Genomic DNA, 15,539 nt, shown 5'->3' on the forward strand with positions numbered 1-15,539 from the left:
AGGGCGTACTTATGTACGCCCTTTTTGTATTTACAGTGAAAATTAGAGTAATGGACTAAACAAGAAAAATAACCGCTCGATGATTCGATGATAGAAAGGACGATTGATCCATTCTTGCATATTGAGTGCAGAAGAGTTCGCTAAATAATTTTCATGGAGTGTGGCCACTTCATTGGCAAAATTACGATCTTCTACGGCAACGGTGATTTCAAAGTTAAGCAGGAAACTGCGTAAATCCATATTTACCGTACCAACGAGTGCGAGCTTATTATCGATTAACACACTTTTTGTATGTAGAAGTCCTGCTTCAAAATGATAAATTTTGACACCAGCTTCGAGTAAATCATCAAAAAATGTTCGACTCGCCCAACGAACCATCAAGGAATCATTGTTTTTAGGTAAAATAAGCGTGATATCAACACCTCGGAATGCGGCAATGCGTAATGCTTCAGCAATATTGTGACTTGGCACAAAGTAAGGTGAAGTGATCACAATACTTTCTCTTGCAGCATAAATGACTGTTGCAAGAGATTGCGCAATTAAATCATCCGGGAACGCGGGACCGCTTGCAATCACTTGCACAGAATGGGTGTCGTTATCGTCAATTTCCACAAGTGGACAATTTGGCAATAAAAGAGGTAATTCTTCCATGGTTTCAATTTCCCAATCCCAAGCATGTAAGCTGTTTAAAATCGGTGAAACAGGACCGTTGATTCGCACCATCACGTCTATCCAATTGCCTACGTTGCTGTCTTGTTTGAAGAAATTTGGGTCCACCATATTCATACTGCCTGTATAGGCAATTTGATTATCAATGATGATGATTTTACGATGTTGACGTAAATCAATCCGGTTGAAGAACATACGGAATAAGTTTACGTGTAGCGCTTCTGTAATCTCAATGCCTTTTGTTCGCATTTCTTTACAAATAGGGCTTTTCAAAAAAGCATTACTGCCAACGGAATCGAGTAAAAGACAAACTTTAACTCCACGTTGCACGGCTTCTTCTAAGGCTTGTTTCACTTCATTAATCATGCCATCATTGCTCCAAATATAGAACACCATATTAATGGAATGATGTGCTTGTTGAATATCACGAATGATACTTCGAATGATGCTTTCTGGCGTGTCGAGAATATGTAATTCATTACCTCGAATGTTCGGAATACCTAAGCGGTGGTGGACTAGTTTAAATAAAGCACGATAACGAGGATCCTGGGAATGTGTAACCAGATCTTTTTGTTCTGACAGTTGCTGAAGCCATTGGGTATATTTAGGTTTTAACAATTGAAAGGCTTTGGCTCGGCGCGTACCGAGTTTAATCTCACCAAAAATTAAATAAGCAATGACGCCAATCAGTGGCACAAGGTAGATAATCATCAACCATGACAACGTAGCAGAAACCGCTTGTTTTTTGACGAGTAAACGCAAGGTGACAGAAATAACTGCTACCCAAATTAACACGGGAATAATATAAACCAGTATAATATGTTCAAAACTCATTAATTTTTGACCGCACTTATGAAATTAGCCATTATTTATCAGACCAATGATTTTATCATTATTTATAAGCCTTGTGGGATAAGTGTGCATAAAGATCAAAGTGAAATTGGTTTAACCACTTTGCTTGCTGAGCAGTTTGACGTGCCACAAGTCTGGCTTGTGCATCGGTTAGATAAAGTGACATCAGGTTTACTCATCTTTGCATTGAATGCTGAAAGTGCGGCTGAATTTTTCCGACTTTTTTCTGAACATCATATCCAAAAGACTTATCTTGCACTCAGCAATCAAAAGCCCAAAAAGAAGCAAGGATTGATTGTCGGCGATATGCAAAAGGCTCGTAATGGGGCTTGGAAACTTTGCCAATCGAAAGAAAATCCCGCAATTACGCGTTTTGAAAGTGTAAGTTGTGAGCCTAATTTACGATTATTTATCTTAAAGCCACAAACCGGTAAAACCCATCAATTGCGTGTGGCGATGAAAAGCTTAGGGAGTCCGATTTTAGGCGATACGCTTTATGGTAAAAACACTGAAAATATTGACCGCACTTATTTGCACGCTGCAAGATTGCAATTTGAATTTAAAGGTCAGGCATTTGATGTGTTTATCCCTCCGAAAGAAGGGGAGTGGTGGCATCGTGAAGGTGTCATGTCTCAGATTCAAAAAATAGGCTCAGCAAATGCTGAGCCAAAGATATAAACGTGATTGATTATTTCGCTAATCCGATACCTGTATAGCCGCGTTCACGCATGGTTGCTTCTTTTGATTTACGAATTAAGGTTTCAATTGTCATGCCTTGAACGAGAATTGAGAATGCCACTACCGCATACGTCATACCTAAAATAAGATCACGAACATCCATTTCTAATCCTTCAATATAAAATTGACCACTTGGAATAGAAAGTGCCATAGCGAGCGCTAGTCCACCTCGTAATGCGCCCCAAGTGAGCACTTTCATGGTGTAAGGGTTGTATTTACGGTAGCGTTTCATAACTTGGAATGGCAACCAAACGCTGGCATAGCGACAGATTAAGCACACTGGAATAGCAAGGAAAATTAAGATTAACCCTTGCCAAGACACATGAATCAATAAAATCGCTAAACCGATCAAGATAAAGAGTAAGGAGTTAAGGAAGTGATCGATCATTTCCCAAAAGTGATCTAAATAGCGTTGGCTTTGTTGAGAAAAGCCTGTGTATCTTGTCCAGTTACCAATTAAAATCCCTGCGACAACCATCGCTAATGCACCTGAAACATGTAAGAGATTAGCAAGCATAAAGCCCGCAGTGGGTACGATTAAGGTCAAAAGAATTTCTAACGAACCATCATCGGTGGCTGAAATCAGATAATGGGCGAAGAGACCTAAAACCAATCCAAATGCAATCCCACCTAAAGCTTCTTTAAAAAATAAATGGAGAATACCGCTTGCTGTCGGTTCATGCCCGCCAAATGCGACAGCAAAAACCGTAGTAAAAATTACCAAGCCAATTCCATCATTAAAAAGTGATTCGCCTTCCACTTGCATAGATAAGCGTTTTGGTGCTTTTAAGTTTTTGATAATGGCAAGTACGGCAATCGGGTCATCAGGCGATATGAGTGCACCAAATAAGATGCAGTAAATTAAATCAATATACCAACCGAAAAGTAAAGCTACGCCATAAAGTAGAAAACCAATAAAAAAGGTGGAGGCAAGCGTTGAGAACAGAGCGAAAGTGGTAATTTCCCATTTTTGATTGTTTAAGACTGGAAGTTTAATGCCCAAGGCGCCGGCAAAGAGCAAAAAGCCTAAAATCCCGTTCAATAAGAAATCTTTAAAATCAATGCGTTCGATAACGCGTGTTGCAATGTCATCCAAATTAAACCAGCCGAAATATCCCAATAACACCAGGAAAAGCGAGCCCGCCATGGAGGTGGCAGTGATGGCAATGGTATATTGGATATTATCGTTCAGTTTACGTGTAATAAAACTGATAAGAATGGCTATTGTGGTGAGAAAACACAAGTAAGTATAAATATTCATAAAATGATCCGAGTAAAGTAATAAAAGCGCCGCCAGTATAAGCAAGTTAGTTTTATTTATAAAGTGCGTTTTTAGGAAAAATTTTAATGAGAAAATAGGAGCAAATTCATTTGATTGCAACTGAAGAGTAATCACATTAATAGGCGTAACTTCTTCCATTACAAAGGAAAAGTGCGGTTAAGATTTCAATTATTTTGTATAATAGATCCAATTTTTCACATTAGGAACAAAAATGAAATTTATCTCTTTTAATATTAATGGCTTACGTGCTCGTCCTCATCAACTTGAAGCAATTATTGAAAAATACCAACCGGATGTGATTGGTTTACAAGAAATCAAAGTAGCAGATGAGGACTTTCCTTATACAATTACTGAAAATCTGGGTTATCACGTTTTTCATCACGGGCAAAAAGGCCACTATGGTGTAGCCTTATTAACTAAACAAGAACCAAAAGCGGTACGTCGTGGTTTTCCAACCGATAATGAAGATGCGCAAAAACGCATTATTATGGCAGATTTAGAAACCCCATTTGGTTTGTTAACGGTAATTAATGGCTATTTTCCACAAGGCGAAAGCCGTGCACATGAAACCAAGTTCCCGGCAAAAGAAAAATTTTATGCGGATCTTCAACGTTATTTAGAACAAGATCACGATAAAGCCAATCCGGTTTTAATTATGGGTGATATGAATATCAGCCCAAGCGATTTAGATATTGGTATCGGCGATGAAAACCGCAAACGTTGGTTGCGTACTGGTAAATGTTCATTCTTACCCGAAGAGCGTGAATGGTATCAACGCTTATACGATTATGGATTGGAAGATACGTTCCGTAAATTAAACCCAACAGTCAATGATAAATTCTCGTGGTTTGATTATCGCTCGAAAGGTTTTGATGATAACCGTGGATTACGTATCGATCATATTTTAGTGAATCATCAATTAGCAGAGCGTTGCGTGGACGTCGGCATTGCATTGGATATTCGTGCGATGGAAAAACCGTCCGATCACGCACCAATCTGGGCAGAGTTTAAGTAGGAAAGCAGCATGGATATGGCAAATTGGCAGAATTACCGTTCACAAGTGAATGGTATGCCTGCCGTGTTTACCGCAAATATTGAAGATTTAGATGTTTATCATGGTAAACATCTCAGTAAGGTTGTGCAATTTACCGTGCCTTATCAGGGAGATGAGGATGGTTTGCCGAATGAAGACGAATATGAAAAATTGATTAATCGTCTTTTTAAAATTCTTGCACAATTGACTGCACTTCCAAATGTATTCTTTGCAGGGCATTTTATTTGCAACCATCAGGCAAAAATGCATTTCTATTGTGAACACGATGCTTTGCTTAAAGAAACGCTTCAACAGCTTGATTTTGTCTCAGAAATCAATGTGCAGGATGATCCCAATTGGGATACCTATTTCGATTTCTTATTGGCTTCTCCATTAGAAATGAAATTAAATGCGACGGAAGAGATTTTGAGCATGCTGAATAGCAAAGGGCGTAATTTAAGTGATACTTATTTGATTGAGCATACATTCCATTTTGATGAAGAAGAAAAAATGTTTCCCTTTATGGATGAACTAACGCTTGGAAAAGTGTCTTTTAGTACGTTGAAATATTCAAGCCAAGCCATCCAGACGGAAGAAGATGAACAGCCTTATTTCATGGTGAAATTGGAGCAAGAGCTTTCATTAGACAGTAATGAGATCTTCGAGTGGGTAGAGCGCTTTGAAAAATTAGCTATGGAGTTTTCAGGCGACTATATTGGCTGGGAATGTGATAACTTAATGGATGACCGCTCATCATTAAATTAGCCTGATAATTCATCAAATAAGCATTGATTAGATAAAAATAAAGCCCATCAACACGATGGGCTTAAATTCTTTTGGCTACAAATTTAGGATTCGTAAAAGGAGACAAACGAAAGCTAAACCAAAAGAGAAATTTGGCTCCTCCTGCGGGACTCGAACCTGCGACATATGGATTAACAGTCCACCGTTCTACCGACTGAACTAAGGAGGAATAAATTTGGTATCACAAAGAATAGGCGCGCATTTTAATGAGCGACCTGTTGCTTGTCAATACTCAAAATGAAAAAAATGACAAAAAAATTTACCATTTTTGCTATCCACAAAGCCTGTGGATAACTTTGTGGATTGTTTTTGTTTAAAATGGTCAACCACTGGTGCAGACTGGCTTTGTCTCAAATTGTTCATCTATTAGCCATTCGTTGATATTTATTTAAATATCAATATGTTATATAAAGTCCAGCAAAAAAAATAAAATATTTTTCAATTTTGAAGTGTTTAAGACTTGACACGCCTAAGTGTGTGTAAAACTTGGATTTTTATCGCTCAATTTGGAGTAATAAATGTGCTAAAATAGCCACACTTCTAAAACAGTAAAAAATTGACCACACTTATGGCAGAGAAAATTAATACTAAGCCTTTTATCCTTCATTCTGATTTTAAACCTTCCGGTGATCAACCCCAAGCAATCGAAAAATTAGTCGAAAATTTAGAGGATGGTTTGGCCCATCAAACCCTTCTAGGGGTAACGGGGTCAGGCAAAACATTTACTATTGCAAATGTCATAGCGACATTAAACCGCCCGGCGATGTTACTTGCCCCAAATAAAACCCTTGCCGCTCAGCTTTATGCGGAAATGAAAGCGTTCTTTCCTGAAAACGCAGTGGAATATTTCGTTTCATACTATGATTATTATCAGCCGGAAGCTTATGTACCGAGTAGTGATACCTTTATCGAGAAAGATGCTTCTATTAATGATCAGATTGAACAGATGCGTCTTTCGGCTACGAAGTCGTTCTTAGAGCGTCGAGATACTATTGTAGTGGCGTCTGTATCCGCGATTTATGGTTTGGGTGATCCAGATAGCTATTTGCAGATGATGTTGCATTTACAGCAAGGGGCCATTATCGATCAACGTCAGATTTTAGCGAAGTTGGCGGAATTACAATACACAAGAAATGATCAAGCCTTTCAGCGCGGTACATTCCGGGTGCGCGGTGAGGTGATTGATATTTTTCCTGCAGAATCTGACGATCGAGCGGTACGAATTGAATTATTTGATGATGAAATTGAACGCCTAAGCTTATTTGATCCTTTAACTGGCACAAGTTTTGGTGCTGTTCCGCGTTTTACGGTGTATCCGAAAACCCACTATGTGACGCCAAGAGAGCGTATTTTAGATGCTATTGAAAAAATCAAAGCGGAACTTGTGCAACGCCGTGAATATTTCATCAAGGAACATAAATTGCTGGAAGAACAGCGCATAACCCAACGTACGCAATTTGACATTGAGATGATGAATGAGCTTGGCTATTGCTCAGGAATCGAAAACTATTCACGCTATCTTTCTGGCAGAAATGAGGGGGAGCCGCCTCCGACATTATTTGATTATATGCCGTCTGATGCGATTTTGATTATTGATGAATCACACGTGACCGTGCCGCAAATTGGTGGAATGTATCGTGGTGACCGTTCTCGTAAAGAAACCTTGGTGGAATATGGTTTCCGTTTGCCTTCAGCATTGGATAACCGTCCATTACGCTTTGAAGAGTTTGAGCATTTAGCGCCGCAGACGATTTACGTTTCTGCAACACCAGGCCCTTATGAGTTAGAAAAATCGGGTAGTGAAATAGTTGATCAGGTTGTGCGTCCAACAGGCTTACTTGATCCGCAAATTGAAATTCGTCCAGTGTCCATTCAAGTGGATGATTTGCTGTCTGAAGCACGTCAAAGAGCGGACAAAAATGAGCGTGTTTTAGTGACTACGTTGACGAAGAAAATGGCGGAAGATTTAACGGATTACTTAGATGAACATGGCATTCGTGTACGTTATCTGCACTCAGATATTGATACGGTTGAGCGTGTAGAGATTATTCGTGATTTACGTTTAGGTGAATTTGATGTATTGGTTGGTATCAACTTGTTACGTGAGGGCTTGGATATTCCAGAAGTTTCTCTTGTGGCGATTTTAGATGCCGATAAAGAAGGTTTCTTGCGTTCTGAGCGTTCCTTAATTCAAACCATCGGTCGTGCAGCTAGAAACTTGAATGGTAAAGCGATTTTGTATGCTGATAGCATCACTAAATCTATGGAAAAAGCCATTACCGAAACCAATCGCCGTCGTGAAAAACAAATGAAATACAATGAAGAGCACTGTATTGTTCCACAGGCATTGAATAAGAAAGTCGGCGAGTTGTTAGATATTGGTCAAGGTGCAAATCAAAAAGCAAAATCGAAACAGCGTGGAAAAACGGCAGCTGAGCCGACCGCACTTTATAATGCACCTAAATCAGCCAAAGAATTCCAACAACAAATTAAGAAATTGGAACAACAAATGTATAAATTTGCTCAAGATCTCGAATTTGAAAAAGCCGCCGCAGTACGCGATCAGCTTCATCAATTGAGAGAGCAGTTTATGATATCGGAATAAAGAAAAAGAGCGGTCAAATTGACCGCTCTTTTTTCATTTTATTGCACCAATAAGTAGAAGTTGTTTTTACCACGTAAGATATTGAGTGCAACAGCAGATGGTTTTTCATCTAGCGCTTTACGTAAATCTTGCGTACTTTCAATTGGCTGACGGTTGATGCCGATGATGATATCACCCGATTTTAAACCGCGTTGTGCCGCCATTGAATTTGGCTGTACTTTACTAATTTCTACACCTTTAACACCTTTTGCATCATAGTTGTTTAAGGTTGCACCATCTAATGCAGGAAGCTCAGTTTTGCTTGCAGTTTGAGAACCATCATCTGCTTGTAAAGTCACTTTTACGTTGTCAGTTTTGCCATCACGTAAGTAAGTGAGTTCAATTTCTTTACCCGCACCAGAGGTCGCAATTTTTGCACGCATTTCGGCGAAACTTGAGATTTTTTGACCATTCATTGCGGTAATCACATCACCCGCTTTTAAGCCTGCTTTTTCGGCGGCAGAATTTGGAATGACTTCACTCACAAATGCACCTTGTTGCGCACTGACATTAAAGGCTTTCGCTAAATCTGCATTTAATTCGCCACCTTTAATACCGAGTAAACCACGGCGTACCTCACCAAATTCTAAGATTTGTTGAACGAGATTGTTTGCTTGGTTGCTTGGAATTGCAAAGGCAATCCCGGCGTTACCGCCACTTGGAGAAATAATCGCGGTATTAATACCAATTAATTCACCTTGTAAATTCAATAATGCACCACCAGAGTTACCACGGTTTACCGCAGCATCGGTTTGAATATAGTTTTCATAAGCGCCGCTATCTGAACCAGTAGAACGACCAAGTGCTGAAACAATACCAGAGGTTACGGTTTGACCTAAACCAAATGGGTTACCGATAGCAACGGTAAAATCACCTACACGTAATTTATCGGAATCAGCCATTTTGATTGCGGTGAGGTTTGTTGGTTTTTCGATTTGTACTAAAGCGATATCAGATTGTTCATCTTTTCCAACGAGTTTTGCTTTGAACTCACGTCCGTCTTGCAATTTTACGGTGATTTTATCCGCACCATCTACCACGTGATTGTTAGTTAAAACATAGCCTTTATCTGCATTGATGATCACGCCAGAACCTAAACCACGGAAGTTGCGTGATGAGCCACGGTCTCCACCAAATTGTTCACCAAATTGATCACCAAAGAAAAATTTAAATTCTTCTGGAATATCATCAGGTAATGCTGAACGGCTGTTTGCTTTTGCTTTGCCTTCAACTGAAAGAGTCACAACTGCTGCTTGCGCTTTTTCTAACATTGGCGCTAGGCTACCTTGTTCTACGATTTCATTTGGAATAGCCGCTTGAACGGATAAAGAGGTACCAAACACACTTAAACCTAATGCTATACCGGTTAATACAAAATTTCTTTTCTTCATAGAGTTCTCCAAGTAAAAATAAATGACTGAATAAGTATTCAATCAGACAAAAAAATGAGGGGAATGTTCAGTAAAAACAAGGGCATTGAAAAAATATTTTTTAAAAGTGCAGTTGAAATTGAAATTGTGTTTTTTGCCCGCATTTATCTAAACCTCTTTGTTAATTTGAAGGATAAAAGAATCATTCTGTTTAAATAGGGCTGGTACAACCTATTTTTACGTCAAAAACCTTGCCAGCCAAGGCGGAAATATAGTTTAATAACGCCCTGTTTTACTGCTTTGGTAGTACAAATTTTACGCAATTACATAATAATTGTGTAAGAATTCAAGTGAACTAGTTTACTAGTACAAAAAATAGGTGTAGAGTAACGCCATTAGATTTAAGCACAACATTTAAGATTTAGAGAGTGACATATGGCGACGAAGAAAGAAGAAATCGAAGTAAAAGTTGCAAATGATGATACCCGAATTGAAAAAGTCGATCAGGTATTGCCCCCAATTGCCTTATTAGAAAAATTTCCAGCAAGTCAAGAGGCGGCTGATTTAGTTCATAAAACCCGCCTACACGCACACAATATTATTCATGGAAAAGATGACCGTTTACTTGTGGTAATTGGTCCTTGTTCTATTCATGATCCTAAAGCCGCATTAGATTACGCAAAACGTTTAAAAGTATTACGTGATAAATATAAAGATACACTTGAAGTAGTAATGCGCGTTTACTTTGAAAAACCGCGTACAACAGTAGGTTGGAAAGGTTTAATTAACGATCCTTATTTAAATGATACATATCGTTTAAATGATGGTTTGCGTATTGCACGTAAATTATTATCCGATATTAACAACTTAGGCGTACCATCAGCAGGTGAGTTCTTAGATATGATCACACCACAATATGTGGCTGATTTCATGAGCTGGGGCGCAATTGGTGCGAGAACAACGGAATCTCAAGTTCACCGTGAGCTGGCTTCAGGTTTATCTTGTGCAGTAGGCTTTAAAAATGGCACAAATGGTGGTGTGAAAGTCGCCTTAGATGCAATGGGGGCGGCAGAAGCTTCGCATTACTTCTTGTCTGTGACAAAATTTGGTCATTCTGCCATTGTTTCAACAAAAGGAAATGAAGACTGCCACATCATTTTACGTGGTGGGGATAAAGGTCCTAACTATAAAGCAGAAGACGTTGCAAAAGTTTGTGCAGAGATCGAAAAATCAGGTCGTATTCCACATGTCATGGTTGATTTCAGCCATGCAAATAGTAGCAAACAATTCAAAAAACAAATGGAAGTTTGTGAAGATGTTTGCCGACAAATTGCAGGTGGTTCAAAACAGATCTTTGGTGTTATGGTAGAAAGTCATATTGTTGAAGGTCGTCAAGATTTAGTCGATGGTAAAGCGCAGACTTACGGACAAAGTATCACTGATGCTTGCATCGGTTGGGAAGATACAGAAATCGTGTTAAAACAGTTATCTGATGCGGTGTTAGCACGTCGTAAAGTAAATGGCTAATCAGTTTTATTTTAGATGATTATAAGTGCGGTCAATTTTGACCGCACTTTTTTATGCGCTTTGAAAAAAGGGGAGAAAAGGGGTATGCTAGCTTCAATGGAATAAGAAAGGAGATGTACGATGCAGGATATGATAAATGGCTTATTAATTGTCTTAATACCGATGGTGTTAGGCTATTTATTAAAGGTCAATAATAAATCCTATATTGCAAAAATAAATCATATCGTGATGTTTTTGCTTTACATTATTCTTTTCTTAATGGGCTATTTACTTGGTCAGTTAGATGATTTAGAGCATAAACTGCCGATTATTGGCACAACTGCGGTGACGCTATCGGCGATCATTTTGGGATCCAATATGATTGGCTTGATGCTTTATGACCGCTTCAACCCAGCTGAGCCACTTAAATCACGAGGTAAAATTGATTCTCGCTGGCACTCCTTAATTGACTCGCTCAAACTTTCCGGCACAGTGGTGATCGGCACCCTTTGTGGTTTCTTATTCAAATCCTATCTCATGTTGCCTACTGGAATTAATCTGTATGTATTGATCGTACTGATTTTCTTTGTGGGGATTCAGTTAAGAAATAACGGCATTTCCTTGAAAGAAGCTCTGTTCAATAAACGAGGTTTCCAAACGGGGATGGTGTTTACTTTTACTTCATTACTAGGCGGTATCATTGCTGCTTTCGTTTTAGCGATGCCAATTACGCAAGGACTGGCGTTTGCCTCTGGAATGGGGTGGTATTCGTTATCCAGTGTAGTATTGACCAATGCATGGGGACCTGTACAGGGCAGTATTGCCTTTTTTAATGACTTATCCCGTGAAATTGTCAGTTTATTTGTCATCCCATTATTTATGCGTCATTTCCGTTCGACTGCAATTGGGATTACAGGTGCGACAGCAATAGATTGCACTTTGCCAATTATTCAAAAAGCGGGAGGTATTGAAGTCACGCCAATTGCGATTTCATTTGGTTTTGTAACGAATATTCTGCCACCGTTACTATTGGTTTTCTTTTCCAGTATTCCGCTATAAAAAAGAAATACAAAAAACAAAAGAGTTAATCGTTACTTTTCGATTAACTCTTTTTCTTATATTTAATATTAGAGATTATCAGTTTCTATGCATGGCAATAACTGCCTGACCTAAACTGAGTCCGCCATCACCCATTGGTAGTTTATGCGCACTTAGTACATGGAATTCGCTCAGATTTTCTTTTAATAATCGTCGTAGTAGTTGGTTATGCATCACGCCGCCAGATAGCACGATAGTACGACATTGATGTTCGCGAGCTTGGCTTGTTGCAAGTTCAGCAAAACCTTGAGCGAGAGCATAGTGAAAGGCGAAGGCTTTATCTTCAACAGGGGCATGGTAATTTAACCAACTTTGCCAGAAATAAGCCAAATCCACTTTATTGCCGATAAGTGGCATTTTTACTGGAATATTGACCTCATTTTGTGCTTGTGTCGCCAAAGATGAGGTATTTGCTAGTGCTTCTAAATGGCAGGCAGCTTCGCCCTCCCAAGAAACAATGGTTGGTGCAATACCGAGAGCATAAGCTACGGCATCAAATAAACGACCCGCAGATGATATAGGTGGGCAATTGAGTCCACGTTCAATGGCATTGACTAATATTTGCCAATTCGGTTCTGTACAGGTTTGGGTGAGAATTTCTTGCCATTGTGGCACAAATTGATGCAGGTGAGCCAGCCAGTTGCGCCAAGGTTGTTTAGCTGCAAGATCGCCTCCTGGCAGAGCCACAGCAGGCAGACCACCTAAATATTGACTATGTTGATAGTCAACGAGTAGACATTCGCCCCCCCAAAGTTGTCTATTTTCACCCATGCCGATACCGTCAAGTGCAAGACCGATTACAGGTTCATCGCAATGGTGTTCGGCCATTACGCTGACAATATGAGCATGATGATGAAGTACTTCGATTGGTGTGATTTGTTGCTGTTCAGCAAGTTGTTTCCCAATAGAAGATGAAAAATAGCCAGGGTGAGCATCCACCGTGATGATGTCTGGTTTAAATTGGTAAATCTGCTGAAATAATGCAAGGTTTTCACTTAATTGTGACCGCACTTGCTCGTTTGCTGTATCACCAATATGTTGGCTTAGTACGGCTTTATTGTGACGTAGTAAGCAGAATGTATTTTTCAGATCAGAACCCAACGCCAACACATTTTTTGTGCTTTGTGTTTCAAGTGGTATTTCATCTGGCACGTAGCCACGAGCACGACGTAGCGTTTCTAATCCATCGAAGGCAACACGAACAAGGCTATCATCGGCGCGTTGTAAAATATCGCGATTGTGGCAAAGATAAAAATCAGCCAAGTCAGCTAATTCTTCCACAGCATGTTCATTTTTCAATACAGGAGGTTGACCGCTTGCGTTAGCAGAGGTCATGACTAGCGGACGATTAACCGCACGTAACAACAAATGTTGTAGTGGATTACTTGGAAGCATGACGCCGATTTCTTGCAAGTTAGGCGCAATATTATCAGCAATATTGGGTACTTTATGTTTTGCTAGCAGTACAATCGGAGCTGCACTGCTGGTTAGCAATTCTGTTTCTTGAGAACTCAAATCCTGTAAAAACTGCAGATCAGGCACCATAATGGCTAATGGTTTTGTGGGACGATGTTTCCGTTGACGTAATAAATCAACCGTCTCTTGATTATTCGCATCACAGGCCAGATGAAAACCGCCTAAGCCTTTAACCGCGACGATGTGACCTTGTTGCAATAAAAGTGCGGTCTGTTTTAGCGCGGTTTCATGAGTAGCAAGGGTTTGTTCTCGATCTTGTAACCAGATATGGGGTCCACAGACTGAACAAGCATTAGGTTGAGCATGAAAACGACGATCAGCGGGATCTTTATATTCTTTTTCACATTGTGGACAAAGCGGAAAAACAGACATCGCCGTGTTTTTTCGGTCGTAAGGAATTGCCTTGATGATGGTAAAACGAGGACCGCAATGGGTACAATTGGTAAAGGGGTAGTGATAACGTCGATTGTTGGGATCGAATAAGTCAGCTAAACAATGTGGACAGGTTGCTGCATCGGGAATAATTTGCGTGTCCATTTGATTGTTTTCGCTTTCCCGGATAGTAAAGCTTGTTACTGTGGCTGCTTCAGGCCAATCTATGGTGCGCTGAGTAATGTCAGTAATTTGCGCTAGAGGTGGGAGTTTATTTTGTAGGTCGGATAAAAATTGCTCAAGTGCATTTGCTGGTGGAGAGACAAAACGAATTAACACGCCTTGTCCATCATTATTGACATCTCCATTTAATCCATATTGATTTGCCAGAAGCCAGACAAAAGGGCGAAATCCCACGCCCTGAACTTTTCCTTTTATGCGTAATTCGATCCCTTGCATAACGCAATCCTGTTTATTTTTGATTGAGACCAAGAAAATCGCCGACTTCGTGTTCTAGCTGGCTCATGGCAATTAAGGCTTCTTGAGTCTGTTTGGCTTCTTCTTCATCAATAATTGTCATGGCAAAACCCACATGTACGAGAACCCATTTGCCAACTAGAGGTTTTGGGTCATCCTGACAAATTAATGAAATATTAACTTCTCTTTTTACTCCGCAGACATCGACTACAGCAAGCTGTAATGCGCTGTCAGCTACTTGAATGATCTGTCCCGGAATACCTAAACACATAATCTGTCCTTAGTTAGAATGTTTATGAGATGAATTGTTTATTGTGAGGCAATAAACATACTGCGAAAAGAAATTTTATCACGTAACCATTTAAATTTGTATAGCGATATTTCAAATAGGGTGATGTTCATTTGTTGAAAATTTGTTCACATTTTTAACATAAAATTATTATGTTTCACCGTTATTTAACAGGGACATCACAGTAATAGAAAAACAATGGAAATCTTTTGATCTTAATCACAAATTTTCGAATTACTTCTTGAGCTTTACTTTTCGACAGGAGTATCCTTACTTCTAGAGTGGTTATTGTAGAAACGTTATTTACATACAAGGAGGGGAATGTATGAATCGTTTTGTAATCGGTGATCCGAAGGATTGCATTGGATGCAACACCTGTATGGCCGCTTGTAGCGAAGTGCATAAAGCTTTCGGATTACAATCTTTTCCACGTTTACAAGTCATGCGTAATGATGATGTAACCGTGCCAATTCTCTGTCGTCATTGTGATGATTCACCATGTGCTACCGTATGTCCTGTACATGCGATTACACATATTGATGACACTATTCAACTTAACGAAAGTCTCTGTATCGGTTGTAAACTTTGTGGTATTGCTTGCCCATTCGGTGCAATTACCCAACATGGTTCTGCACCGATTGACGCACCAACCTATTATGAGGGATTCTCTTTCACTGATGCGGTAAAACGAGATATTCGTACTGCACCAGATAATACGGATTTACACAATATGCTGGCATGGCAACCAGGCGTAAAAGCCATTGCTGTGAAATGCGATCTTTGCTATTTCCGTGAAGATGGTCCGGCTTGTGTACAAACCTGTCCGACCAAAACGTTATTTATTATTAGTGATGAGAGTATCAAACAGGCTAACGAAAGAAAACGTGAAATGGCAATGGTTTCTTCGCCTGCTATCCCAAGATAATTAG

General features: G+C 39.6%; 12 protein-coding genes and 1 tRNA gene. 7 read left to right on the top strand and 6 right to left on the bottom strand.

Annotation, left to right across the window (positions count from 1 at the left end):
- Nucleotides 1-42: 42 nt before the first annotated feature.
- The gene (gene cls, locus INP93_RS06755; RefSeq protein WP_197544482.1) at nucleotides 43-1,503 is read right to left on the bottom strand and encodes a cardiolipin synthase; all 1,461 of its coding nucleotides are present in this window, start codon (nucleotides 1,501-1,503) and stop codon (nucleotides 43-45) included.
- 18 nt (nucleotides 1,504-1,521) lie between these two features.
- Between cls and INP93_RS06760 the strand changes: the two genes are divergently transcribed.
- Nucleotides 1,522-2,199, top strand: coding sequence for a TIGR01621 family pseudouridine synthase (locus tag INP93_RS06760; protein ID WP_197544483.1), 678 nt, complete (start codon nucleotides 1,522-1,524; stop codon nucleotides 2,197-2,199).
- A gap of 10 nt (nucleotides 2,200-2,209) precedes the next feature.
- Here INP93_RS06760 and INP93_RS06765 read toward each other — a convergent pair whose 3' ends face one another.
- Entirely contained in the window at nucleotides 2,210-3,520 is a 1,311-nt protein-coding gene (locus tag INP93_RS06765; protein WP_197544484.1) for a cation:proton antiporter, read from the bottom strand.
- Between the two features lie 232 nt (nucleotides 3,521-3,752).
- On the opposite strand from INP93_RS06765, the gene xthA reads away from it, so the two are divergent.
- Nucleotides 3,753-4,556 (top strand): exodeoxyribonuclease III, encoded by an 804-nt coding sequence (gene xthA, locus INP93_RS06770; protein WP_178164097.1) that lies wholly within the window; start codon nucleotides 3,753-3,755, stop codon nucleotides 4,554-4,556.
- Between the two features lie 9 nt (nucleotides 4,557-4,565).
- The gene (locus tag INP93_RS06775) at nucleotides 4,566-5,339 is read left to right on the top strand and encodes a TIGR01619 family protein (protein WP_049365825.1); all 774 of its coding nucleotides are present in this window, start codon (nucleotides 4,566-4,568) and stop codon (nucleotides 5,337-5,339) included.
- 132 nt (nucleotides 5,340-5,471) lie between these two features.
- Here the strand turns inward: INP93_RS06775 and INP93_RS06780 are convergent.
- A tRNA-Asn gene (locus INP93_RS06780) sits at nucleotides 5,472-5,547 on the bottom strand.
- A gap of 399 nt (nucleotides 5,548-5,946) precedes the next feature.
- Between INP93_RS06780 and uvrB the strand changes: the two genes are divergently transcribed.
- Nucleotides 5,947-7,983, top strand: a complete 2,037-nt coding sequence (gene uvrB / locus INP93_RS06785; RefSeq protein WP_197544485.1) for an excinuclease ABC subunit UvrB — start codon at nucleotides 5,947-5,949, stop codon at nucleotides 7,981-7,983.
- A gap of 38 nt (nucleotides 7,984-8,021) precedes the next feature.
- On the opposite strand, the gene INP93_RS06790 is transcribed toward uvrB, so the two are convergent.
- Nucleotides 8,022-9,413: a DegQ family serine endoprotease gene (locus tag INP93_RS06790; RefSeq protein ID WP_197544486.1), complete on the bottom strand. Its 1,392-nt coding sequence runs from the start codon at nucleotides 9,411-9,413 to the stop codon at nucleotides 8,022-8,024.
- Between the two features lie 414 nt (nucleotides 9,414-9,827).
- Here INP93_RS06790 and aroG point away from each other — a divergent pair, with 414 nt between their 5' ends.
- Together aroG and INP93_RS06800 are read left to right on the top strand one after the other, a co-directional pair.
- Nucleotides 9,828-10,919, top strand: coding sequence for a 3-deoxy-7-phosphoheptulonate synthase AroG (gene aroG / locus INP93_RS06795; protein ID WP_197544487.1), 1,092 nt, complete (start codon nucleotides 9,828-9,830; stop codon nucleotides 10,917-10,919).
- A gap of 120 nt (nucleotides 10,920-11,039) precedes the next feature.
- On the top strand, nucleotides 11,040-11,957 hold the full coding sequence (locus tag INP93_RS06800) for a LysO family transporter (protein WP_197543183.1): 918 nt from the start codon (nucleotides 11,040-11,042) through the stop codon (nucleotides 11,955-11,957).
- A 78-nt stretch (nucleotides 11,958-12,035) separates the two neighbouring features.
- Here INP93_RS06800 and hypF read toward each other — a convergent pair whose 3' ends face one another.
- Both hypF and hybG read right to left on the bottom strand, forming a co-directional pair.
- Nucleotides 12,036-14,303 carry a carbamoyltransferase HypF gene (gene hypF, locus INP93_RS06805; RefSeq protein ID WP_197543184.1) on the bottom strand — a complete coding sequence of 756 codons (2,268 nt, stop codon included), beginning with the start codon at nucleotides 14,301-14,303 and terminating at the stop codon, nucleotides 12,036-12,038.
- 13 nt (nucleotides 14,304-14,316) lie between these two features.
- On the bottom strand, nucleotides 14,317-14,592 hold the full coding sequence (hybG, locus tag INP93_RS06810) for a hydrogenase maturation factor HybG (protein ID WP_005696275.1): 276 nt from the start codon (nucleotides 14,590-14,592) through the stop codon (nucleotides 14,317-14,319).
- 343 nt (nucleotides 14,593-14,935) lie between these two features.
- On the opposite strand from hybG, the gene INP93_RS06815 reads away from it, so the two are divergent.
- On the top strand, nucleotides 14,936-15,535 hold the full coding sequence (locus INP93_RS06815) for a 4Fe-4S dicluster domain-containing protein (RefSeq protein WP_049357467.1): 600 nt from the start codon (nucleotides 14,936-14,938) through the stop codon (nucleotides 15,533-15,535).
- Nucleotides 15,536-15,539: the final 4 nt, after the last annotated feature.

The organism is Haemophilus parainfluenzae (assembly GCF_014931415.1).
GTDB lineage: Bacteria > Pseudomonadota > Gammaproteobacteria > Enterobacterales > Pasteurellaceae > Haemophilus_D > Haemophilus_D parainfluenzae_AF.

What these genes read in the sequence shown, in the direction of transcription:
- INP93_RS06790 (WP_197544486.1), bottom strand. Translation starts at nt 9,413, where the DNA reads ATGAAGAAAAGAAATTTTGTATTAACCGGTATAGCATTAGGTTTAAGT.
- cls (WP_197544482.1), bottom strand. Translation starts at nt 1,503, where the DNA reads ATGAGTTTTGAACATATTATACTGGTTTATATTATTCCCGTGTTAATT.
- uvrB (WP_197544485.1), top strand. Translation starts at nt 5,947, where the DNA reads ATGGCAGAGAAAATTAATACTAAGCCTTTTATCCTTCATTCTGATTTT.
- INP93_RS06760 (WP_197544483.1), top strand. Translation starts at nt 1,522, where the DNA reads ATGAAATTAGCCATTATTTATCAGACCAATGATTTTATCATTATTTAT.
- hybG (WP_005696275.1), bottom strand. Translation starts at nt 14,592, where the DNA reads ATGTGTTTAGGTATTCCGGGACAGATCATTCAAGTAGCTGACAGCGCA.
- INP93_RS06765 (WP_197544484.1), bottom strand. Translation starts at nt 3,520, where the DNA reads ATGAATATTTATACTTACTTGTGTTTTCTCACCACAATAGCCATTCTT.
- aroG (WP_197544487.1), top strand. Translation starts at nt 9,828, where the DNA reads ATGGCGACGAAGAAAGAAGAAATCGAAGTAAAAGTTGCAAATGATGAT.
- hypF (WP_197543184.1), bottom strand. Translation starts at nt 14,303, where the DNA reads ATGCAAGGGATCGAATTACGCATAAAAGGAAAAGTTCAGGGCGTGGGA.
- INP93_RS06800 (WP_197543183.1), top strand. Translation starts at nt 11,040, where the DNA reads ATGCAGGATATGATAAATGGCTTATTAATTGTCTTAATACCGATGGTG.
- INP93_RS06775 (WP_049365825.1), top strand. Translation starts at nt 4,566, where the DNA reads ATGGATATGGCAAATTGGCAGAATTACCGTTCACAAGTGAATGGTATG.
- INP93_RS06815 (WP_049357467.1), top strand. Translation starts at nt 14,936, where the DNA reads ATGAATCGTTTTGTAATCGGTGATCCGAAGGATTGCATTGGATGCAAC.
- xthA (WP_178164097.1), top strand. Translation starts at nt 3,753, where the DNA reads ATGAAATTTATCTCTTTTAATATTAATGGCTTACGTGCTCGTCCTCAT.